Source organism: Pseudomonas sp. LARHCG127, from assembly GCF_052871455.1.
Genome location: NZ_JBIXJT010000023.1, coordinates 40,352 through 61,315, shown reverse-complemented (window position 1 = coordinate 61,315; position 20,964 = coordinate 40,352). Strand labels below are relative to the sequence as shown.

General features: G+C 61.4%; 22 protein-coding genes. 18 read left to right on the top strand and 4 right to left on the bottom strand.

Annotated features, from left to right (window positions below; genetic code table 11):
• Positions 1-406: 406 nt before the first annotated feature.
• The 6 genes from puuE to ACIPQ1_RS27045 all read left to right on the top strand — a co-directional run bounded on the left by puuE (position 407) and on the right by ACIPQ1_RS27045 (position 6,191).
• Complete coding sequence (puuE, locus tag ACIPQ1_RS27070) at positions 407-1,333, top strand: allantoinase PuuE (protein ID WP_186710100.1); 927 nt, start codon at positions 407-409, stop codon at positions 1,331-1,333.
• Positions 1,330-1,845, top strand: coding sequence for a 2-oxo-4-hydroxy-4-carboxy-5-ureidoimidazoline decarboxylase (gene uraD, locus ACIPQ1_RS27065; protein WP_039594512.1), 516 nt, complete (start codon positions 1,330-1,332; stop codon positions 1,843-1,845). The genes puuE and uraD overlap by 4 nt, the downstream gene beginning before the upstream one ends.
• 68 nt (positions 1,846-1,913) lie before the next feature.
• Positions 1,914-2,909: an allantoicase gene (alc, locus tag ACIPQ1_RS27060; protein WP_434574647.1), complete on the top strand. Its 996-nt coding sequence runs from the start codon at positions 1,914-1,916 to the stop codon at positions 2,907-2,909.
• A gap of 154 nt (positions 2,910-3,063) precedes the next feature.
• Positions 3,064-3,567, top strand: coding sequence for an ureidoglycolate lyase (locus ACIPQ1_RS27055; RefSeq protein ID WP_046065627.1), 504 nt, complete (start codon positions 3,064-3,066; stop codon positions 3,565-3,567).
• A gap of 51 nt (positions 3,568-3,618) precedes the next feature.
• Positions 3,619-4,920, top strand: a complete 1,302-nt coding sequence (locus ACIPQ1_RS27050; RefSeq protein ID WP_411385349.1) for a urate hydroxylase PuuD — start codon at positions 3,619-3,621, stop codon at positions 4,918-4,920.
• Between the two features lie 485 nt (positions 4,921-5,405).
• Positions 5,406-6,191: an outer membrane protein OmpK gene (locus ACIPQ1_RS27045; RefSeq protein WP_411385350.1), complete on the top strand. Its 786-nt coding sequence runs from the start codon at positions 5,406-5,408 to the stop codon at positions 6,189-6,191.
• Positions 6,192-6,539: 348 nt separating this feature from the next.
• Here the strand turns inward: ACIPQ1_RS27045 and ACIPQ1_RS27040 are convergent, their stop codons facing one another.
• Together ACIPQ1_RS27040 and ACIPQ1_RS27035 are read right to left on the bottom strand one after the other, a co-directional pair.
• Positions 6,540-7,694, bottom strand: a complete 1,155-nt coding sequence (locus ACIPQ1_RS27040; protein WP_411385351.1) for a patatin-like phospholipase family protein — start codon at positions 7,692-7,694, stop codon at positions 6,540-6,542.
• 36 nt (positions 7,695-7,730) lie between these two features.
• Positions 7,731-8,663: a lipid A biosynthesis lauroyl acyltransferase gene (locus ACIPQ1_RS27035; protein ID WP_250964836.1), complete on the bottom strand. Its 933-nt coding sequence runs from the start codon at positions 8,661-8,663 to the stop codon at positions 7,731-7,733.
• A 118-nt stretch (positions 8,664-8,781) separates the two neighbouring features.
• Here ACIPQ1_RS27035 and minC point away from each other — a divergent pair, with 118 nt between their 5' ends.
• The 6 genes from minC (at position 8,782) to ACIPQ1_RS27005 (ending at position 13,451) form a co-directional block, all read left to right on the top strand.
• Entirely contained in the window at positions 8,782-9,519 is a 738-nt protein-coding gene (gene minC / locus ACIPQ1_RS27030) for a septum site-determining protein MinC (RefSeq protein WP_411385352.1), read from the top strand.
• A gap of 200 nt (positions 9,520-9,719) precedes the next feature.
• Entirely contained in the window at positions 9,720-10,532 is an 813-nt protein-coding gene (gene minD, locus ACIPQ1_RS27025; RefSeq protein ID WP_003179114.1) for a septum site-determining protein MinD, read from the top strand.
• Positions 10,532-10,786, top strand: coding sequence for a cell division topological specificity factor MinE (gene minE, locus ACIPQ1_RS27020; protein ID WP_003179111.1), 255 nt, complete (start codon positions 10,532-10,534; stop codon positions 10,784-10,786). Before minD ends, minE begins: the two co-directional genes overlap by 1 nt.
• Before the next feature lie 187 nt (positions 10,787-10,973).
• On the top strand, positions 10,974-11,609 hold the full coding sequence (locus ACIPQ1_RS27015) for an RluA family pseudouridine synthase (protein WP_018612476.1): 636 nt from the start codon (positions 10,974-10,976) through the stop codon (positions 11,607-11,609).
• Between the two features lie 245 nt (positions 11,610-11,854).
• Positions 11,855-13,144, top strand: a complete 1,290-nt coding sequence (locus ACIPQ1_RS27010) for a M18 family aminopeptidase (protein WP_072406529.1) — start codon at positions 11,855-11,857, stop codon at positions 13,142-13,144.
• A 124-nt stretch (positions 13,145-13,268) separates the two neighbouring features.
• A complete protein-coding gene (locus tag ACIPQ1_RS27005) occupies positions 13,269-13,451 on the top strand; it encodes a hypothetical protein (RefSeq protein WP_186730647.1) in 183 nt (60 codons plus the stop codon).
• 22 nt (positions 13,452-13,473) lie between these two features.
• Here ACIPQ1_RS27005 and ACIPQ1_RS27000 read toward each other — a convergent pair whose 3' ends face one another.
• Positions 13,474-14,205, bottom strand: a complete 732-nt coding sequence (locus ACIPQ1_RS27000) for a UTRA domain-containing protein (protein ID WP_186710122.1) — start codon at positions 14,203-14,205, stop codon at positions 13,474-13,476.
• A 349-nt stretch (positions 14,206-14,554) separates the two neighbouring features.
• Between ACIPQ1_RS27000 and ACIPQ1_RS26995 the strand changes: the two genes are divergently transcribed.
• The 6 genes from ACIPQ1_RS26995 to ACIPQ1_RS26970 all read left to right on the top strand — a co-directional run bounded on the left by ACIPQ1_RS26995 (position 14,555) and on the right by ACIPQ1_RS26970 (position 19,956).
• Positions 14,555-15,622: an ABC transporter substrate-binding protein gene (locus ACIPQ1_RS26995; RefSeq protein WP_411385353.1), complete on the top strand. Its 1,068-nt coding sequence runs from the start codon at positions 14,555-14,557 to the stop codon at positions 15,620-15,622.
• A gap of 212 nt (positions 15,623-15,834) precedes the next feature.
• On the top strand, positions 15,835-16,641 hold the full coding sequence (locus ACIPQ1_RS26990) for an alkaline phosphatase family protein (protein WP_411385354.1): 807 nt from the start codon (positions 15,835-15,837) through the stop codon (positions 16,639-16,641).
• Positions 16,642-16,646: 5 nt separating this feature from the next.
• The gene (locus tag ACIPQ1_RS26985) at positions 16,647-17,483 is read left to right on the top strand and encodes an ABC transporter permease (RefSeq protein ID WP_186710146.1); all 837 of its coding nucleotides are present in this window, start codon (positions 16,647-16,649) and stop codon (positions 17,481-17,483) included.
• Positions 17,470-18,270, top strand: a complete 801-nt coding sequence (locus tag ACIPQ1_RS26980) for an ABC transporter permease (protein ID WP_250964667.1) — start codon at positions 17,470-17,472, stop codon at positions 18,268-18,270. Before ACIPQ1_RS26985 ends, ACIPQ1_RS26980 begins: the two co-directional genes overlap by 14 nt.
• Positions 18,267-19,256, top strand: coding sequence for an ABC transporter ATP-binding protein (locus tag ACIPQ1_RS26975; RefSeq protein WP_446535076.1), 990 nt, complete (start codon positions 18,267-18,269; stop codon positions 19,254-19,256). The genes ACIPQ1_RS26980 and ACIPQ1_RS26975 overlap by 4 nt, the downstream gene beginning before the upstream one ends.
• Positions 19,257-19,302: 46 nt before the next feature.
• The gene (locus tag ACIPQ1_RS26970; RefSeq protein ID WP_186710133.1) at positions 19,303-19,956 is read left to right on the top strand and encodes an HAD family hydrolase; all 654 of its coding nucleotides are present in this window, start codon (positions 19,303-19,305) and stop codon (positions 19,954-19,956) included.
• A 219-nt stretch (positions 19,957-20,175) separates the two neighbouring features.
• Here ACIPQ1_RS26970 and ACIPQ1_RS26965 read toward each other — a convergent pair whose 3' ends face one another.
• Positions 20,176-20,964 carry a DUF2182 domain-containing protein gene (locus tag ACIPQ1_RS26965; RefSeq protein ID WP_446535075.1) on the bottom strand — a complete coding sequence of 263 codons (789 nt, stop codon included), beginning with the start codon at positions 20,962-20,964 and terminating at the stop codon, positions 20,176-20,178.

The window sequence follows — 20,964 nt, the reverse complement described above, 5'->3', positions numbered from 1 at the left end:
GCGCGCCTCGCTGCAGTGCAGTCCGGCCCGACGCCTCCTGATTCAGTTGAAAGACAGGCCGCACCGTTTCGGAGCACGAAACGCCACGGCGATGAACGAATTAAGACACTTTAAAATAAAATTGTACACAATAAAAAACAGATATTTAGCCCTTCGACTGCGCGACGGCACGCCAACCCCAGGTTTAAGTCAAACCAATGAATACAAGCCCCTCCCGACGATTCATTGACCAACTGGGCAGGTTTCTTGCAGTGTAGACACCGGGAGAGGGCCTTGTGAAAAATGCAAAAATCAGGCTTACAAATCGCACATAAAGTTGTATACAATCATTCCATCGTCGTGACGCCAGCCTGAAACTCATCACCGGGGCGCCACCTACATGGTTCGAACAAGAAGGAAAACTGCAGTGAGCGCTGACTACCCACGCGACCTGATCGGTTACGGCAGTAACCCTCCCCACCCCCATTGGCCGGGCAATGCCCGCATCGCCTTGTCCTTCGTGCTCAATTACGAAGAAGGTGGCGAGCGCAACGTCCTCCATGGCGACAAGGAATCCGAAGCGTTCCTTTCGGAGATGGTCGCGGCGCAACCGCTGCAGGGCGAACGCAACATGAGCATGGAATCGCTGTACGAGTATGGCAGCCGTGCCGGCGTCTGGCGTGTCCTCAAGCTGTTCAAGGAATTCGATATCCCGCTGACCGTTTTCGCCGTGGCCATGGCCGCCCAGCGCCATCCAGACGTGATTCGCGCCATGGTCGCCGCCGGCCACGAGATCTGCAGCCACGGCTATCGCTGGATCGACTACCAGTACATGGATGAGGCCCAGGAACGCGAGCACATGCTCGAAGCGATCCGCATCCTCACCGAAATCGCCGGCGAACGTCCGCTGGGCTGGTACACCGGCCGCACCGGCCCGAACACCCGCCGCCTGGTGATGGAAGAAGGCGGTTTCCTCTATGACAGCGACACCTACGACGACGACCTGCCCTACTGGGAGCCGAACAACCCCACCGGCAAGCCGCACCTGGTGATCCCCTACACCCTCGACACCAACGACATGCGCTTCACCCAGGTACAGGGTTTCAACAAGGGCGATGATTTCTTCCAATACCTCAAGGATGCTTTCGACGTGTTGTACGCCGAAGGGGCCGAGGCGCCGAAGATGCTTTCCATCGGCCTGCATTGCCGGCTGATCGGCCGCCCTGCGCGACTGGCCTCCCTCAAGCGCTTTCTCGAATACGTCAAAGGCCATGATCACGTCTGGTTCAGCCGTCGTGTCGACATTGCTCGCCACTGGCAGCAAACCCATCCGTATCAGGGAGCGTCCAAATGACCGCCTTCCAAACCCTCAAGCCTTCCACCTTGAGCCGCGAAGCGTTCGTCAAAGCCTTCGCTGACATTTACGAACATTCGCCATGGGTCGCCGAAAAAGCCTTTGACCTAGGCCAGGATCCCTCGATCGACGAGATCGAAACCCTGCACCAGCGCATGAGCGACATCCTGTTGAGTGCCGATCACGCCAGCCAACTGGCGCTGATCAACGCTCACCCGGACCTGGCCGGCAAAGCCGCCGTTCAGGGCCAACTGACCGAAGCCAGCACGAATGAACAGGCGGGCGCCGGTATTCACCAATGCACGGCCGAAGAGTTCCAGCGCTTCACCGAGCTGAACGACGCCTACAAGGCCAAGTTCAAGTTTCCCTTCATCATGGCGGTAAAAGGCAGCAACCGGCACCAGATCCTTGCGGCATTCGAAACACGCATCCATCACTCGGCCGACGCCGAATTCAAATGCGCGCTGGCAGAGATCAACAAAATCGCGTTGTTCCGATTACTGACCCTTTAGCGAGCAGCCCTGCGACTTGAGGCCCTGCAAGCATCCCCAGCCAACCTATTTAAAGGCAGACAAGAAGAATGAAAGCTTACGCCGTACCTTTCGAGAAGTTCGTCAACCTGGCCGACGCCCGCCTGGGCACCAAGATCATCTCGGTTACCGATGATTGGTTCGCCGACGCTAACCGCCTGTTCCAGCCGACCCCGGCCGTGTGGAAGGAGGGCGTGTTCGATGACAATGGCAAGTGGATGGACGGCTGGGAATCGCGGCGCAAGCGCTTCGAAGGCTACGACAGCGCGGTGATCCGCCTGGGCGTGGCGGGCTCGATCAAGGGCGTGGACATCGACACCTCATTCTTCACCGGCAACTACCCACCGTCGGCCTCCTTGGAAGCCTGCTTCCTGAGCGAAGGCGAACCGGACGAAAACACCCAGTGGACTGAAGTACTGTCGGCCGTCGAATTGCAAGGCAACAGCCACCACTACCACGAAATCAGCAATGACCAGGCCTTCAGCCACCTGCGCTTCAACATCTATCCAGACGGCGGCGTGGCTCGCCTGCGGGTCTACGGCATTCCGTACCGCGACTGGTCGGCCGTCGGCGACAACGAACAGATCGACCTGGCTGCCGCCCTCAACGGTGGCCGCGCCCTGGCCTGCTCCGACGAACACTTCGGGCGCATGAGCAACATCCTCAACCCGGGCCGTGGCGTGAACATGGGCGATGGCTGGGAAACCGCCCGTCGTCGTACCCCGGGCAATGACTGGGTGATCGTCGCCCTGGGCCATGCCGGCATCGTTGAACAGGTCGTCGTCGACACCCTGCACTTCAAGGGTAACTACCCCGACAGCTGCTCGATCCAGGGCGCGTTCGTCAAGGGCGGCACCGACAGCCAGATCGAAACCCAGTCGTTGTTCTGGCGCGAACTGTTGCCGAGCCAGAAGCTGGAAATGCACGCCGAACACACCTTCGCCGAGCAGATCAAGGCCCTGGGACCGATCACCCATATCCGCCTGAACGTGTTCCCGGACGGTGGCGTGAGTCGCCTGCGGGTGCTGGGCAAGGTATCGAAGTAAACGACGCACCTGTGGCGAGGGAGCTTGCTCCCGCTGGACTGCGCAGCAGTCCCTTTTTTTTGAAAAGCGGGGTCGCTTCGCAACCCAGCGGGAGCAAGCTCCCTCGCCACAAAAGCTGAACCACAACACAGAATTTTTGGATAAGAAGACCAGCATGCGCACTCTCAAGATCGAACCGTTGACCAAAGAAGCCTTCGCCCCGTTCGGTGACGTGATCGAAACCGACGGCAGCGATCACTTCATGATCAACAACGGTTCGACCATGCGCTTCCATCGCCTGGCGACGGTGGAAACCGCCACGCCGGATGACAAGGCGATCATCAGCATCTTCCGCGCCGACGCGCTGGACATGCCGCTGACCGTACGCATGCTGGAGCGCCATCCGCTGGGCAGCCAGGCCTTCATTCCGCTGCTCGGCAACCCCTTTCTGATCGTGGTCGCGCCACTTGGCGATGCACCTGTATCAGGCTTGGTCCGCGCCTTCGTCACCAACGGCAGGCAGGGCATTAATTACCATCGCGGCGTCTGGCACCACCCGGTGCTGACGATCGAAAAGCGGGATGACTTCCTGGTGGTTGATCGCAGTGGCACAGGCAATAACTGCGATGAGCATTTTTTCAAAGAGGATGAGTTTCTGATCCTCGCCCCCCACCAATAAGAGAAGGTCCGATCACGCGAAAACAAGCGTGACGGGCGAGAGGTAAAGACTGTGGAAGCACATATGCTGGAATGGCTGAACCTGAGCATTCGCTGGGTTCACATGATCACTGGCGTGGCCTGGATCGGCGCGTCGTTCTACTTCGTCTGGCTGGAAAACAACCTCAATCGCGTCAACCCCAAGAGCGGCCTGGCCGGCGACCTGTGGGCCATCCACGGAGGTGGCATCTACCACCTGGAAAAATACAAACTCGCGCCACCGTCCATGCCGGACAACCTGCACTGGTTCAAATGGGAAGCCTATTTCACGTGGATGTCGGGCATCGCCCTGCTGTGCGTGGTGTTCTATTGGAACCCGACCGTCTACCTGCTGGCCCCCGGCAGCAGCCTGAGCGGTGCTGAAGGCGTGGCCCTGGGCATCGGTTCGTTGCTCGTCGGCTGGTTCGTCTATTCCTTTCTCTGCGACTCGGCCCTGGGCAAGCGCCCCGCCCTGCTCGGCCTGATCCTGTTCGTGCTGCTGATCGCCGCGGCCTACGGGTTCAGCAAGGTGTTCAGCGGTCGCGGGGCCTACCTGCATGTCGGGGCGGTCATCGGCACGATCATGGTGGGCAACGTGTTCCGCATCATCATGCCGGCACAACGGGCCCTGGTCGCGGCCATCGCCGAGAACCGTACCCCCGACCCGGCGCTGCCGGCCAAGGGCTTGCTGCGTTCGCGTCACAACAATTACTTCACCCTGCCGGTGCTGTTCATCATGATCAGCAACCACTTCCCGAGCACCTACGGCAGCCAATACAACTGGCTGATCCTGGCCGGGATCGCCGTGGCGGCGGTGTTGGTGCGGCATTACTTCAACACGCGCCATGACAGCAACCGGTTTGCCTGGACGCTGCCGGTCGGCGCCCTGGCGATGATTTGCCTGGCCTATGTCACCGGGCCCAAACCCATCTCCAGCGCACCGGAAGTAGCAAAGGCGCCGGCCGCCATCGAGTACCAGCCCCTGCCGGAAACCGCCGTGGGCGGTGGCGCCAAGCCCGCAACTGCCCCGGCAGCGCCAGCGGAAAAACCGGCCCAGGCCGCCAGCCCCCAGGGCCCTTCGTTCGAGAAGGTCCACAGCGTGATCCAGGAACGCTGCTCGGTCTGCCACTCGGCCAAGCCCACCAGCCCGTTGTTCAGCGCCGCGCCGGGCGGGGTGATGTTCGATACGCCGCAGCAGATTCAGCAAGAAGCCGCGCGCATCCAGGCCCAGGCCGTGACCACCCAGATCATGCCGTTGGGCAACATCACCCAGATGACCCAGCAGGAACGCGACCTGATCGGCGCCTGGATCAATCAGGGCGCGCGCACCAACTGAGCCACTGCTTTCAATAAATGTCCCACCGCTGACAGGCCGACCGGCAATGACCGGTCGCCCGTCAGCGACTGCCTGCGCCTCAACAATAAAAACAAGAGGAAAGCACCTGATGACCAAGCCCTGCCATCACGCCCCAAATTCGCCGCACACGCGCCGTTACAGGGCACTTGAGCCCTTCAAGACAAGCCCGTATCCTGCGCGGCCGCTCGAAACCGGCCGACACAAAAACCCCCTCAGATCCTGACTGGTCCGCCAACTTAGCCCGGCACCGGTGAATAGAATAAGCATCCTCTTTTCGACTGTTCCAAACAGCTGGATGAGTCTTCTGCGGGTTTCCCACCTGCCTTGGCTCAGCTCTTGCTATCAGCATTCGCCACGCTCAAAAAGCTGACCGAACGGATGTTTTTCATCCATGGAAAAAAGGCGCCACACCAGAGCGCTGACTCGAAAAAAAGCGGTACCACTTACCTTTGGGAGCAAACCGAATGAAACGTACGTGCACCAGCCTGATACTCGCAGGATCCTTGCTGGCCGCAGGCCAGGCGATGGCCGACGACCTGTTCCAGTGGCAGAACAACAGCCTGAGCTACCTGTATGGCAAGGATTTCCAGATCAACCCGCGTATCCAGCAGACCGTGACCTTCGAACACGCCGATGCCTGGAAATACGGGGACAACTTCTTCTTCCTCGATCGGATCTTCTACAACGGCCAGGACGACAGCCAGTCCGGCCCGAACACCTACTACGGTGAATTCAGCCCGCGCCTGTCGTTCGGCAAGATCTTCGACCAGAAGCTGGCACTGGGGCCGATCAAGGACGTGCTGCTGGCCATGACCTATGAGTTCGGGGAAGGCGACAACGAGTCGTACCTGATCGGCCCGGGTTTCGACCTGGCGATTCCCGGCTTCGACTACTTCCAGCTGAACTTCTACAACCGCCAGACCGAAGGCCCACGCGCCGGCGACAACGTCTGGCAGATCACCCCGGTCTGGGCCTATACCCTGCCGGTGGGTTCATCCGATATCCTGTTCGACGGGTTCATCGACTGGGTGGTGGACAACGACACCAATTCCAAGGGCACCTACCACGCCAACCTGCACATCGTCCCGCAGGTCAAATATGACTTGGGCAAGGCCTTGAAGCTCGGCGCCAAGCAGCTATACGTCGGGGTGGAATACGACTACTGGAAGAACAAGTACGCGATCGAAGACAGCGACGGGTTCAAGACCAACCAGAGCACGACCAGCTTTTTGCTGAAGTACCATTTCTGATCCCAGGATCTACATCCGCAGCAATACCCTGTGGGAGCTAGCTTGCTCGCGATTGCGGTGGGTCAGCCTGAGTCGATGCTGGATGTGCCGCCGTTATCGCGAGCAGGCTCGCTCCCACAGTGGATTTATGTCGTACACAGATTTTGTATCCACTGAAGATCTAGTGTGGGAGCGAGCTTGCTCGCGATTGCGGTGGGTCAGCCTGAGTCGATGCTGGATGTGCCGCCGTCATCGCGAGCAAGCTCGCTCCCACAGAGGATTTATGTCATACACAGATTTTGTGTCCACTGAAGATCTACTGTGGGAGCGAGCCTGCTCGCGATTGGGGTGAACCTACTGACATCACTCCTAAGCCAACCCCAGAAACCGACTCAACGCCTCACGCTGCGCCAACGCATCCTGGCGCCCCAGCTCGATCAGCTCGCTGCAATACCCCGCCTCGAACAACAGGTAGCTCAGCACCCCTGCGCCGCTGGTCTTGGTCGCGCCCGGCCCACGCAAGAAGACGCGCAACGCACGGGGCAATTCCTGGCGATGGCGGGCGGCGATTTCGTCGATCGGTTGGCTGGGTGAGATCACCAGCACGTCCACCGGTGCGGCGCCGAGGGCGTGGGCCGGGACGTCATCGGGCAGCAAGTGGCTGAACCCGTTCAGGCGCTCAAGCAACTCGATGTCGCTTTCCAGGCTGTCGATGAACGTGCTGTTGAGCATATGACCGCCGATCTGCGCCAGGGTCGGTTGCAGGCCGGTGTAGCTGCGCTCGCGCGGATCTTGCCCGCCGGCGCCCCGAGGATTGCCGCTGACACCGATCACCAGCACACGATTGGCCCCCAGGTGCAGGGCTGGGCTGATGGGCGCCGATTGCCGCACCGCGCCGTCGCCGAAATATTGCGGGCCGATCCTGACCGGCGCGAACAACAATGGAATCGCCGAACTGGCCAGCAAATGCTCCACCGACAACTGCGTCGGCACACCGATACGCCGATGGCGCAACCAGGCATCGATGGTCCCCCGCCCTTGGTAGAACGTAACGGCCTGGCCGGATTCATAACCGAACGCCGTCACCGCCACCGCCCGCAGCTGCTGCTCGGCGATGGACTGCTCGATGCCCGAGGCGTGGAATTGGGCCTGGAGCAGTTCGCGCAACGGCGAACTGTCGATCAGCGCCACTGGCAACTTGGCCCCCAGGCCCAGCAGGCTGTGGATGAAGAAACGCATCGACTGGGCCAACACGCCTCGCCAGTCGCTGCGCATGACTTGATGGCTGCGCACCGCTTGCCAGAACGCGGTCAGCCGCTCGATGGCCGTCTTGAAGTCCATCGCCCCGCTCGCCAGGCTGACCGCGTTGATCGCCCCGGCCGAGGTGCCGACGATCACCGGAAACGGGTTATCCGCCCCATCCGGCAGCAATTCGGCGATGGCCGCCAGTACACCTACCTGATACGCCGCTCGAGCCCCGCCGCCGGAAAGAATCAAACCTGTAACCGGTTCAGCTGGGGTCATCGCAATGCTCCGTGCTCAAGGTGATATCAAAAAAACTCAGCCGCGTTTGTCGTACAGCTTGGGCTCGCCTGGCGGACGGCTCTTGAAGCGCCGGTGGGCCCAAAGGTACTGCTCGGGACAATCGCTCACCGACCGCTCTACCCACTGGTTGATGCGGATGCAATCGGCTTCCTCGGTCTCGCCCGGAAAATCCGTCAGCGGCGCCTGGATCACCAGGCGATAACCGCTGCCATCGGCCAGCCGCTCCTGGGTGAAAGGCACCACCAGCGCCTTGCCCAGGCGGGCGAACTTGCTGGTGGCGGTGACCGTCGCGGCCTGGACGCCGAACAGCGGCACGAACACGCTTTGCTTGGCGCCGTAGTCCTGGTCCGGCGCATACCAGATCGCCCGTCCGGCCCGCAGCAGCTTGAGCATGCCACGCACGTCGTCACGCTCCACCGCCAGGGAATCGAGGTTGTGCCGCTCGCGGCCCCGACGCTGGATGTAGTCGAACAGCGGGTTCTTGTGCTCGCGGTACATGCCATCGATGGTGTGCTGCTGGCCAAGCAAGGCCGCGCCGATTTCCAGCGTGGTGAAATGCAACGCCATCAAAATCACGCCCTTGCCCTCGCGCTGGGCCTGCTTGAGGTGCTCCAGCCCTTCGACATGGGCCAGTTTCGCCAAACGCGAACGCGACCACCACCAACTCATGGCCATCTCGAAAAAGGCGATGCCGGTGGAGGCGAAGTTGTCCTTGAGCAGACGCTTGCGCTCGGCGGCGGATTTTTCCGGGAAGCACAGCTCCAGGTTGCGACGGGCGATGCGCCGTCGGTCGCCGGCCATCCGATACATCAGCGCGCCCAATGCGCGACCGACCCGCAGCAATAACGGATAAGGCAGTTGAACGATCAGCCACAACAGCCCCAGGCCGCACCACAGCAGCCAGAAACGCGGATGAAAAAATGCAGCTCGAAAACGCGGGCGATCCATTACAGCTTCCATTAAGACATGGGCCGCGCATTCTACATTGTTCGACCCGGGTTGCGGCTGGCGGACGATCTCGTTATAAGTCTCGGCACTTTTAGTGACAAGCCGTTGTACGCCGACCATGAGCCAAACCGAACCGCTAGACCAAGATCCCGTGTTCCAGCTGAAGGGCAGCATGCTCGCCATTACGGTGCTGGAACTGGCCCGCAACGACCTGGAGAGCCTTGACCGGCAACTGGCGGCGAAAGTCGCCCAGGCCCCGAATTTCTTCAGCAATGCCCCCCTGGTGCTGGCCCTGGACAAGCTGCCGGCCGGCGACGGCTCAGTGGACCTGCCGGGCCTGATGCGCGTCTGCCGCCAGCACGGCCTGCGCACCCTGGCGATCCGCGCCAGCCGCATCGAAGACATCGCCGCCGCCATCGCCGTGGACATTCCGGTGCTGCCGCCGTCCGGCGCCCGGGAGCGCGTGCTGGAACTGAATCCGGTCGAAGCGAAGAAAATTCCGGAAAAACCACCGGAGCCCAGCGTCAAGCCGACGCGCGTGATCACCTCGCCCGTGCGCGGCGGGCAACAGATTTATGCCCAGGGTGGCGATCTGGTCATCGTCTCCTCGGTCAGCCCGGGGGCGGAACTTCTGGCCGATGGCAACATCCATGTATACGGCCCGATGCGCGGTCGAGCACTGGCCGGCGTCAAGGGTGATACCAAGGCCAGGATCTTCTGCCAGCAATTGAGCGCCGAGCTGGTTTCCATCGCCGGGCAGTACAAGGTCTCCGAAGATTTGCGCCGCGACCCGTTGTGGGGGGCCGGCGTCCAGATCAGCCTGTCAGGCGACGTGTTGAACATCATTCGGCTTTAACGGATACTGCCGCATTTTCCAAGCATCTCTAAAACGAGCGAAAACGGCTTAAACGACGTAGGAAAAAGGATCAGGCAGTGTTTACCGGAGGTAGACCCCGCCCGACAGCCGATTCCAGCCAAGCCTGTCCAATTGCAGCGGTTTTCCAGAGATGTTTTTCAGGGGCTGACAAAGTCCTTTTTCCTTAGGGGTGAAACACCTTGGCCAAGATTCTCGTGGTTACATCCGGCAAGGGTGGTGTGGGTAAGACCACCACCAGCGCCGCTATCGGTACCGGCCTCGCTCTGCGCGGCCACAAGACAGTCATCGTCGACTTCGACGTCGGCCTGCGTAACCTCGACCTGATCATGGGTTGCGAGCGTCGCGTGGTCTACGACTTCGTCAACGTGGTCAACGGCGAAGCGAACCTGCAGCAGGCCCTGATCAAGGACAAGCGCCTTGAAAACCTCTACGTGCTGGCCGCCAGCCAGACCCGCGACAAAGACGCGCTGACCCAGGAAGGCGTGGAAAAAGTGCTGATGCAGCTCAAGGAAGACTTTGAGTTCGTGGTCTGCGACTCCCCGGCCGGTATCGAGAAAGGTGCCCACCTGGCCATGTACTTCGCCGACGAAGCGATTGTCGTGACCAACCCGGAAGTGTCGTCGGTCCGCGACTCCGACCGCATGCTGGGCCTGCTGGCGAGCAAGTCCCGGCGCGCCGAGAAGGGCGAGGAGCCGATCAAGGAGCACTTGCTGCTGACCCGCTACAACCCGCAACGAGTCAGCGATGGCGAAATGCTGGGCGTCGAAGACGTCAAGGAAATCCTCGCCGTCACCCTGCTGGGTGTCATTCCGGAATCCCAAGCGGTCCTCAAGGCTTCCAACTCCGGCGTGCCAGTGATCCTCGACGACCAGAGCGATGCCGGCCAGGCATACAGCGATGCCGTCGATCGCCTGCTGGGCAAAACCGTGGAGCATCGTTTCCTCGATGTAACGAAGAAAGGTTTCTTCGAGCGCCTGTTTGGAGGTAGGTAATGAACCTTTTTGACTTCTTTCGTGCCAACAAAAAGCCCAGTACCGCCTCGGTCGCGAAAGAGCGTCTACAGATCATCGTGGCGCACGAACGCGGCCAACGCAGTACCCCTGACTACCTGCCAGCCTTGCAGAAGGAACTGGTGGAAGTGATCCGCAAATACGTCAACATCGGTAGCGATGACGTGCATGTGGCGCTGGAAAGCCAGGGCAGCTGCTCGATCCTGGAACTCAATATCACCCTGCCGGATCGCTGATCGCACCGGCGGGAGCCACGGCGGCTCGGGCTCTGTGCCCTTGTGTAGGGGCTGGCGAAGCCTGCGATCTTTTGATCTTTCACTTGAAACTCAAGGAAGCTCGGAAAAGATCGCAGGCTCCGCCAGCTCCTACATATAGGACGAGGGGCCCGAGCCGCCGTTGGCGTTTGTAGCGAGACTGTTTTTAATGCCCCTGTCCAACATCCGCATCATTCATCAGGACGCCGCTGTCCTGGTGGTCGACAAGCCGACCTTGTTGCTTTCCGTGCCCGGCCGGGCCGACGACAACAAGGACTGCCTGATCACCCGCCTGCAGGAAAACGGCTATCCGGAAGCGCGAATCGTACACCGACTGGACTGGGAAACCTCTGGCATTATCCTGCTGGCCCGTGACCCGGACACCCATCGCGAACTGTCCCGGCAATTTCATGACCGCGAAACCGAAAAAGCCTACACCGCGCTGTGCTGGGGCCAACCGGAGCTGGACAGCGGCAGCATCGACCTGCCCCTGCGCTACGACCCGCCGACCAAACCCCGGCATGTGGTGGACCATGAACAGGGCAAACACGCCCTGACCTTCTGGCGCGTGCTGGAACGTTGCGGCGACTGGTGCCGGGTCGAGCTGACACCCATCACCGGACGCTCGCACCAACTGCGCGTGCACATGCTCTCCATCGGTCACCCGCTGCTGGGCGACGGGCTCTACGCCCACCCCCAGGCCCTCGCCGCCTGGCCGCGCCTGTGCCTGCACGCGAGCATGTTGAGCTTCACCCACCCGCAAAGCGGCGAGCGCCTGCGCTTCGAGTGCCCTGCGCCGTTTTAAGAAACACCACCGACCCTGTGGCGAGGGAGCTTGCTCCCGCTGGGGCGCGAAGCGGCCCTAAAGGCTGATACCTCGGCAAACCTGCTTGATGGGGTCGCCGCTGTTGGGGCTGCTACGCAGCCCAGCGGGAGCAAGCTCCCTCGCCACGGGTTCGACAACCCAAGTTCCCCCTATACATACCCCTCTCCCCTCCCCATCGACCAGCAATACGGTAAACTCCCGCCCATCGCTGTTTGGAGTGACTTATGCGCGCAGAGTTGAACCAAGGCCTGATCGACTTCCTCAAGGCCTCCCCTACCCCGTTTCATGCCACCGCCAGCCTGGCCAAGCGCCTGGAGGCGGCCGGTTACCAGCGTCTTGACGAACGCGAGACTTGGGCCACCGAGGCCAACGGTCGTTATTACGTCACGCGCAACGACTCTTCGATCATTGCCTTCAAGCTCGGCCGCCACTCACCGCTGCACGACGGCATCCGCCTGGTCGGCGCCCACACCGACAGCCCCTGCCTGCGGGTCAAGCCGCAGCCGGAGCTGCAACGCCACGGGTTCTGGCAACTGGGGGTGGAAGTCTATGGCGGCGCGCTGCTGGCGCCATGGTTCGACCGTGACCTGTCCCTGGCCGGGCGCGTGACTTTCCGCCGCGATGGCAAGGTCGAGAGCCAACTGATCGATTTCAAGGCGCCGATCGCCACGATTCCCAACCTGGCCATCCACCTCAATCGCGAAGCCAACCAAGGCTGGGCCATCAACCCGCAGAACGAGCTGCCGCCGATCCTCGCGCAGTTCGCCGGTGACGAGCGCGTCGACTTCCGTGCCGTGCTCACCGATCAACTGGCCCGGGAACACGGCCTGAACGCCGACGTGGTGCTCGATTACGAGTTGAGCTTCTACGACACCCAAAGCGCCGCGGTCATTGGCCTGCATGGTGATTTCATTGCCGGCGCGCGCCTGGACAACCTGCTGTCATGCTACGCCGGCCTGCAAGCCTTGCTGAACGCCGACACTGAAGAAACCTGCGTGCTGGTGTGCAACGATCACGAAGAGGTCGGCTCATGCTCGGCCTGTGGCGCCGACGGGCCGATGCTGGAACAGACCCTGCGTCGCCTGCTGCCCGAAGGTGAAGAATTCGTACGGACCATTCAGAAATCCCTGCTGGTTTCGGCGGACAACGCCCACGGCGTGCACCCCAACTATGCCGACAAGCACGACGCCAACCACGGCCCCAAGCTCAACGCCGGTCCGGTGATCAAGGTCAACAGCAACCAGCGCTACGCCACCAACAGCGAAACCGCCGGGTTCTTCCGCCATTTGTGCATGGCCGAAGAAGTGCCGGTGCAGAGCTTCGTGGTGCGCAGCGACATGGGCTGCGGCTCGACCATCGGCCCGATCACCGCCAGTCAGCTGGGCGTGCGCACCGTGGACATCGGCCTGCCGACCTTCGCCATGCATTCGATCCGCGAACTGTGCGGCAGCCATGACCTGGCGCATTTGGTGAAGGTGCTGAGCGCGTTCTACGCGTCTCGCGAGTTGCCATAGTTGCAGCTGCTCCCTCGCCACAATGATGTCCACCTCAAGATTCGGGGAGGCTGTGACACACATCAGCCCACCCCAACCAAACCCCAACTAGACTGTCCTTATCCCCCTCGACAAGGCCGTCGTCATGATCTCGATGTCTGCGCTCAACGCCATGCTGGTGCCCATCATTGCCGGCATGATCCTGCTGGCCATCGGTTTCAACTTCCGTGACAAGAACGTCGGTGTCTTCGCCATGTGGATCGGCATGTTGTTGATCCTCGCCACGGTGGTGATCAAGATCCTGAGCAAGCTCAACGAATCGCTCTGAGCCTGGCGCCGGCCACCGGCAATTATTCCGGCACAGGTTGCTCCGGCACATCCACGCCGACATGGATCGCATCGTGGCGCCAGAACTCCAGGTCGCAGTCGATCAGCCGCTGGTGCTGGTCATAGTTGACCCGTGCGATGCGCAGCCCGGGGCTGCCCACCGAGACCCTCAACGCCGCTGCCGCTTCCGGCTGTAACGAGGTGGGCACGATTTCGAACTTCACCCGGCCGTAGTGCAGGTCGTAATGGCGGGCGTACAGCTCGGTGATGGATTGGTTAAGGTCGAACCCGAGGATGTCCGGGAAATACTGCGGGTTCAGGTAGTGCTCGACGTACAGCACCAGCCGCTCATCGATACGCCGCACACGGCAGATCTGGATCACGCTGGACAGCGCCGGCAACTGCAACCACGCACACACGGCCGCCGAAGCCGGTTGCAGGCGTGCAGAAATCACTTGGGTAGAAGGCACCCGCCCCTGGGCCGCGACCATGGCGTGGAAATGGCTGCGCTGCATCAGGTTGTAGGCCAGGCGCGGCGGCGAGACGAACCAGCCCCGGCGCTCCTCCCGATAGATCTGCCCCTGGGCTTCGAGCTGCAACAACGCTTCGCGCACGGTGATCCGCGTGGTCCCGAACAATTCACTGAGCTTGCGCTCGGCCGGCAACTTGCTGCCGGGCGCCAGCAACCCGTGGTCGAGTTGCTCTTGCAGCACCTGTCCAATGGCTGTCACCGCTTTGGTTGCATCGATGCGCATCAACGTTACCTATCTGGACTAGACCAGCACTGTTTCGGGGCAGGATCGACGGCTCATCGATCCGCTTCTGAGTCCAGCAAGCCTAGGCACTGCACATGACTGGTAGATGACAGAGCCGCCGAACGGTCGTTTTGCCAGCGTGCAAATTAACGGCCAAGTCCTTGCAGATCAGCCGTTTAACCATGGTCTACGCTTAATTCGCAGCCAACCCCCACGAGCCGGGCATTTCCCGCCGCCTGCGGCACCGACATCAAAATGTCACAGGGCTCGCCTACATTGGCTCAGGTATTGCTGACCTAGACCAACACAACCGCAATCGCAGCGTTGAAAACGCCCATAGGAGCTTCGGATGAAACAGCTTTTCCTGGCATCACTGTTAGGCTCGACCATTGCCATGTGCACCGCCGCCATGGCCGCTGACACCGATCTGAAAACGTTGGAAGCCGCTGCGAAAGCGGAAGGCGCCGTCAACAGCGTCGGCATGCCCGATGACTGGGCAAACTGGAAAGGCACCTGGGAGGACTTGGCCAAGCTCTACGGCTTGAAACACATCGACACCGACATGAGCTCGGCCCAGGAAATCGCCAAGTTCGCCGCCGAAAAAGACAACGCCAGCGCCGACATCGGCGACGTCGGTGCGGCCTTCGGCCCGATCGCGGTCAAGCAGGGCGTGGTCCAGCCCTACAAGCCAAGCACCTGGGAACAAGTACCGGCCTGGGCCAAGGACAAGGACGGCAACTGGGCATTGGCCTACACCGGCACCATCGCCTTCATCGTCAACAAGAAGCTGCTGCACGGTTCCGAAGTGCCGACCAAATGGGCCGACCTGAAGACAGGCAAGTACAAAGTCTCCATCGGTGACGTGAGCACCGCCGCCCAGGCCGCCAACGGCGTGCTGGCCGCGGCCCTGGCCAACGGCGGCGACGAGAAGAACGTCCAGCCGGCGCTGTTGATGTTTGCCGATATCGCCAAGCAAGGACGCCTGTCCATGGCCAACCCGACCATCGCCACGATGGAGAAAGGTGAAGTCGAAGTCGGCGTGGTCTGGGATTTCAACGGCCTGAGCTACAAGGCCAAGATGGCCAACCCCGATGACTACGTCGTACTGATTCCGTCCGACGGCTCGGTGATCTCCGGCTACACCACCATCATCAACAAATACGCCAAGCACCCGAACGCCGCCAAGTTGGCCCGTGAGTACATCTTCAGCGACGCCGGCCAGATCAACCTGGCCAAGGGCAATGCCCGTCCAATCCGCGCCGAGCACCTGAAACTGCCGGAAGAGGTCCAGGCCAAACTGCTGCCGAACGAGCAGTACAAAGGCGTGACCCCGATCAAGGATGCGGATGCGTGGGAGAAGACTTCCAAGGCACTGCCGCAGAAGTGGCAGGAAGAAGTGATCATCAACATGCAATAAGGCGGTCGCTCCCGCTCGGAGATCCACTGGAAATCCAACTGTGAGAGCAAGCCCCGTGGGAGCGAGCTTGCTCGCGATGAACGATGACACGGTCCCGCAGTTGAACCGTGTCGCCCTCATCGCGAGCAAGCTCGCTCCCACAGAAGCTGGTTCTCACATCAGGTTCCTGGAGGATCCGAGTTTTCTGGTATCTGCCCGGAGTCCCGGTACCCATGAAGCACAACGTCATCCTGGTGGTGCTCGACGGTCTCAACCATGAGGTCGCCCGGCATGCCATGGGGCATTTGCAGGCTTACGTCGGCGCAGGACGCGCGGCCCTCTACAAACTGGAATGTGAGTTGCCCGCCCTGTCCCGCCCGCTCTACGAATGCATCCTCACCGGCGTCGTGCCCATCGACAGCGGGATCGTGCACAACAACGTCTCGCGCCTGTCGAACCAGCGCAGCATTTTCCACTACGCCACCCAGGCCGGCCTGAGCACGGCGGCTGCGGCGTATCACTGGGTCAGCGAACTCTACAACGCGTCCCCCTTCGTCGCCGGTCGCGACCGTCACACCGACAACCCCGGCCTGCCGATCCAATACGGGCATTTCTATTGGAATGACCACTACCCCGATTCCCATCTGTTCGCCGACGCCGAACACCTGCGCCTGCGCTACTTGCCGAACTTCCTGCTGGTGCACCCGATGAATATCGACGACGCCGGCCACAAGCACGGCCTCGACACCCCGCAATACCGCAACAGCGCCCGCTCGGCCGATATCAACCTGGCGGTCTATCTGCAAGCGTGGCTCGACGCCGGTTACCAGGTGCTGGTGACCGCCGACCATGGCATGAACAACGACCGTTCCCACAACGGCCTGCTGGCTGAAGAACGGGAAGTGCCGCTGTTCGTGCTGGGTGACAGCTTCAGTCTCGATCCCGCTGCCGCGCCCAAGCAGACCGAACTGTGCGGCACCATCTGCCAATTGCTCGGCGTCGACCACGACAAACCTTATTGCCAGGAGCTACTCAAGTGAACGCCATGACGCGCGGCAAATGGCTGGCAGCGTTGTGCCTGGTGCCCTTCGCGATTTTCTTCATCGTGTTCCAGATCGCCCCGCTGCTCTGGGTGCTGGTCAACAGCCTGGAATCGGAGGAGTTCGGCTGGGGCCTGGCCAACTTCAGCAAAATCTTCAGTTCGAAGTTTTATCGGCAGGCAATCCAGCACAGCCTGGAGATCAGCTTCTGGTCCAGCGTGTTCGGCATCGTCATTGCCGTGCTCGGCAGCTATTCGCTGCGCCGGGTGGATTCGCGGCTGCGCAATTTCGTCAATGCGTTCGCCAACATGACCAGCAACTTCGCCGGCGTGCCCCTGGCCTTCGCCTTCATCATCTTGCTGGGGTTCAACGGCAGCATCACGCTCATGCTCAAGCAGGCGGGGATCATCGAGGATTTCAACCTGTATTCGAAAACCGGGCTGATCATTCTCTACACCTACTTCCAGATTCCCCTGGGCGTGCTGCTGCTCTACCCGGCCTTCGACGCCCTGCGCGAAGACTGGCGCGAGTCCGCCGAGTTGCTCGGCGCCAACGGCTGGCAGTTCTGGCGGCACATCGGCTTGCCGGTGCTGACCCCGGCGCTGCTGGGCACTTTCGTGATCCTGCTGGCCAACGCCCTCGGCGCCTACGCCACGGTCTACGCGTTGACCACCGGCAACTTCAACGTGCTGCCGATCCGCATCGCCGCCATGGTCTCCGGCGACATTTCCCTCGACCCGAACATGGCCAGTGCCCTGGCCGTGATACTGGTGGCGTTGATGACCGTGGTGACCGTCGTCCATCAGTTGCTGCTCAAGAGGAGCTACCATGTCTCGCGCTGAACCGGGCTCCGTCGGGCTCTATCATCGGATAGTGGTGTACCTGCTGTTCGCCATCCTGCTGCTGCCCCTGGCCGGCACACTCGTCTACTCCATCGCCAGCAGTTGGTCGGCCACCGTGCTGCCCAGCGGCTTCACCTTCAAATGGTATGTGCAGTTGTGGAGCGATCCGCGTTTTCTCCACGCCTTCGGTCAATCGCTGCTGGTCTGTGTCGGTGCGCTGGTGCTCTCGGTGGTGTTGATCCTGCCGTTGCTGTTCGTGGTGCATTACCACTTTCCCAAGCTCGACGCGCTGATGAACATCCTGATCCTGCTGCCCTTCGCGGTGCCGCCGGTGGTGTCGTCGGTGGGGCTGTTGCAACTCTATGGTTCCGGGCCGCTGGCGATGGTCGGTACGCCGTGGATCCTGATCGGTTGCTACTTCACCGTCGCCCTGCCCTTCATGTACCGGGCGATCACCAACAACCTGCAAGCGATCAACCTGCGCGACTTGATGGACGCTGCCCAACTGCTCGGCGCCAGCACCTTCCAGGCCGCGTTCCTGGTGGTGCTGCCGAACCTGCGCAAGGGCCTGATGGTGGCGCTACTGCTGTCCTTTTCATTTCTGTTCGGCGAGTTCGTGTTTGCCAACATCCTCGTCGGCACCCGCTATGAAACCCTGCAGGTCTACCTGAACAACATGCGCAACAGCAGCGGTCACTTCACCAGTGCCCTGGTGATTTCCTATTTCTTCTTCGTACTGGTCCTGACCTGGGCGGCCAACATCTTGAGCAAGGACAAAAGCCAATGAGCTACGTCAGCGTCCAACACCTGCAAAAAAGCTACGCCGGCACGCCGGTGTTCAGCGACATCAACTGCGAGATCGGCAAGGGCGAATTCGTCACCCTCCTCGGCCCTTCCGGTTGCGGCAAATCCACGCTGTTGCGCTGCATCGCCGGCCTGACTGCGGTGGATGCTGGCCAGATCATCCTCGACGGGCAAGACATCGTCCCGCTGAGCCCACAGAAACGCGGCATCGGCATGGTTTTCCAGAGCTACGCCTTGTTTCCCAACATGACCGTGGAGCAGAACGTCGCCTTCGGCCTGCGCATGCAGAAGGTCGATGCCGGGGACAGCCGCCAGCGGGTGCTGGAGATCCTGCGCCTGGTGGAGCTGCATGATTTTGCCGGCCGCTATCCCCATCAACTCTCCGGCGGCCAATGCCAGCGCGTCGCCCTGGCCCGCTCCCTGGTCACACGGCCGCGCCTGTTGCTGCTGGACGAGCCGCTGTCGGCCCTGGATGCGCGGATTCGCAAGCACTTGCGCGAACAGATCCGACAGATCCAGCGTGAGTTGGGCCTGACCACGATCTTCGTCACACACGATCAGGAAGAAGCCCTGACCATGTCTGACCGGATTTTCCTGATGAACCAGGGAAAGATCGTACAAAGCGGCGATGCCGAAACCCTTTACACGGCGCCAGTCGATGTCTTTGCCGCCGGCTTCATCGGCAACTACAACCTGCTGGACGCTGACAGCGCGAGCAAACTGCTGCAGCGGCCAGTGAACGGTCGCATCGCCATCCGCCCGGAAGCCATCGAGCTGAGCCGCAGCGGCGAGGCCGACGCGCTGATTCGCAGCCACAGCCTGTTGGGCAACGTCATCCGTTACCGGGTCGAGGCCCGCGGCGTGGAACTGGTGGTGGATGTGCTCAATCGCTCGGCTGCCGACCTGCATGCTGACGGCACACGGCTGGCACTTTCCATCGATCCGTCGGCCCTGTGTGAGGTAGCCTGACGGCCTTGTTGATTTTGAAGCTGATCTTAAGAAGGAAAACCTGCTGATGGCCCTGGCAATTTTTGATTTGGACGAAACCCTGATCCACGGCGACTGCGCCACCCTCTGGAGTGAGCAAATGGGCCGCCTGGGCTGGGTCGATCCCGAGTCGTTCATGCGGCGCAACAACGAGCTGATGGACGCCTACAGCCACGGCAAGTTGAGCATGGAAACGTACATGGACTTCAGCCTGGAGCCGATGATCGGCCGCACGCCCGAGGAGATCGAGCATCTGGTGGCGCCGTGGGTGGAAGATTTCATCGAGCCAATCATCTTCAGCGACGCCACCAAGGCCATTGCCGAACACCGCAAGGCCGGTGACCGGATCCTGGTGATCTCGGCCTCGGGCACACACCTGGTCAAGCCGATTGCCGAACGCCTGGGCATCGACGAAATCCTGGCCATCGAACTGGAAGTGGCCCATGGGGTGTACAGCGGCCAGACCGTCGGCACCCTGACCTACCGCGAAGGCAAGATCGCCCGGCTGCTGGACTGGCTGGATGCCGAGGAAGAGAACCTGGAAGGCGCGAGTTTTTATTCCGACTCGCGCAATGACTTGCCGCTGTTGCTCAAGGTCGATCACCCGCACGTGGTGAACCCCGACCCGGTATTGAAGGCCCATGCCGAATCAGCCGGCTGGCCGATTCATACCTGGAAATAAATATCGGACGGGAACAAAACTCCGGTCCCTGTGGCGAGGGAGCTTGCTCCCGCTCGGCTGCGAAGCAGTCGTAAACCGGCTGACGCGGTCTACCTGGATAGTTGCGTCGTCCCGATTGGGGCGGCTGCGCCACCCAGCGGGAGCAAGCTCCCTCGCCACGGGGGTGATCCATGCCTGCGAATAAAAGACCTGTGGGAGCGAGCTTGCTCGCCCACAGGTTCAACCTAGCAGCAGCCAAAAACTCCAGCCGAGCAACAACACACCGCAGAGACGACTGAGCCAGAGTCCCTGGGGCAGGTTTTTTTCCAGCAAGATGAAGGCACCGATCACTGCCACCCAAAGCAGGTTCATCACACCGACCACGAACAGCAGGCCCATCAGGGCCCAGCAGCAGCCCAGGCAGTAAGCGCCATGGGCCAGGCCCATGCGCCAGCCGCCGAGCACGTCGGGGCGCCAGTAGGCGAGAAGAAAATGCAGCGGCCCGCGACAATGCTCAAGGCAGGCCGCCTTGCTTGGCAGCCACTGATAGACCCCAGCGACCAGCAACAGGCCGGCGCCCAGCCCGGTACTGGTGGTGCGCATCCCTGGGCTGAGCAAGGCGAGCTGCTCGAGCGCCCATTGCAGCGCCGTGGCGCCGAGGGCGAAGCCGGCCCAGACCACGCCATAGGCACTGCAGAACAGCAGCAGGGCCAGGTGTCGCTGCGGTGTCGGCATGCGCTTGCGCAGCATCTGCTGGTAGATCAGCAACATGGGCAGCGCGCTGGGCAGCATCATGCCGATCATCATCACCGTCCACATGGCGAACATCAGCAGCGCATCGGCCGGGCTCCAGGGCATGATCATGCCGGCCATTGCCGCATCCGCCATGCCGCCCGGCGCACTCAGGTCGTGGGCCATGCGCAGCAGTGTCAGCCAGGCCAGGGTGGTCAGCCCGAGCAGACAGAGCAGCAGGAGCCACTGCTCGCCTGTCAGCCGCTTGCCCGGGGTCGCCGCCTGAGGTTCTGCCAT

Bases quoted from the DNA above. Each gene is read 5' to 3' on its own strand.
- minE (WP_003179111.1), top strand. From the start codon at position 10,532: ATGAACCTTTTTGACTTCTTTCGTGCCAACAAAAAGCCCAGTACCGCC.
- ACIPQ1_RS26990 (WP_411385354.1), top strand. From the start codon at position 15,835: ATGAAGCACAACGTCATCCTGGTGGTGCTCGACGGTCTCAACCATGAG.
- ACIPQ1_RS26985 (WP_186710146.1), top strand. From the start codon at position 16,647: ATGACGCGCGGCAAATGGCTGGCAGCGTTGTGCCTGGTGCCCTTCGCG.
- ACIPQ1_RS27005 (WP_186730647.1), top strand. From the start codon at position 13,269: ATGATCTCGATGTCTGCGCTCAACGCCATGCTGGTGCCCATCATTGCC.
- minC (WP_411385352.1), top strand. From the start codon at position 8,782: ATGAGCCAAACCGAACCGCTAGACCAAGATCCCGTGTTCCAGCTGAAG.
- ACIPQ1_RS27055 (WP_046065627.1), top strand. From the start codon at position 3,064: ATGCGCACTCTCAAGATCGAACCGTTGACCAAAGAAGCCTTCGCCCCG.
- ACIPQ1_RS27040 (WP_411385351.1), bottom strand. From the start codon at position 7,694: ATGACCCCAGCTGAACCGGTTACAGGTTTGATTCTTTCCGGCGGCGGG.
- ACIPQ1_RS27035 (WP_250964836.1), bottom strand. From the start codon at position 8,663: ATGGATCGCCCGCGTTTTCGAGCTGCATTTTTTCATCCGCGTTTCTGG.
- ACIPQ1_RS26995 (WP_411385353.1), top strand. From the start codon at position 14,555: ATGAAACAGCTTTTCCTGGCATCACTGTTAGGCTCGACCATTGCCATG.
- ACIPQ1_RS26975 (WP_446535076.1), top strand. From the start codon at position 18,267: ATGAGCTACGTCAGCGTCCAACACCTGCAAAAAAGCTACGCCGGCACG.
- ACIPQ1_RS27000 (WP_186710122.1), bottom strand. From the start codon at position 14,205: ATGCGCATCGATGCAACCAAAGCGGTGACAGCCATTGGACAGGTGCTG.
- ACIPQ1_RS26970 (WP_186710133.1), top strand. From the start codon at position 19,303: ATGGCCCTGGCAATTTTTGATTTGGACGAAACCCTGATCCACGGCGAC.
- ACIPQ1_RS26965 (WP_446535075.1), bottom strand. From the start codon at position 20,964: ATGGCAGAACCTCAGGCGGCGACCCCGGGCAAGCGGCTGACAGGCGAG.
- ACIPQ1_RS26980 (WP_250964667.1), top strand. From the start codon at position 17,470: ATGTCTCGCGCTGAACCGGGCTCCGTCGGGCTCTATCATCGGATAGTG.
- ACIPQ1_RS27015 (WP_018612476.1), top strand. From the start codon at position 10,974: ATGCCCCTGTCCAACATCCGCATCATTCATCAGGACGCCGCTGTCCTG.
- uraD (WP_039594512.1), top strand. From the start codon at position 1,330: ATGACCGCCTTCCAAACCCTCAAGCCTTCCACCTTGAGCCGCGAAGCG.
- ACIPQ1_RS27045 (WP_411385350.1), top strand. From the start codon at position 5,406: ATGAAACGTACGTGCACCAGCCTGATACTCGCAGGATCCTTGCTGGCC.
- ACIPQ1_RS27010 (WP_072406529.1), top strand. From the start codon at position 11,855: ATGCGCGCAGAGTTGAACCAAGGCCTGATCGACTTCCTCAAGGCCTCC.
- alc (WP_434574647.1), top strand. From the start codon at position 1,914: ATGAAAGCTTACGCCGTACCTTTCGAGAAGTTCGTCAACCTGGCCGAC.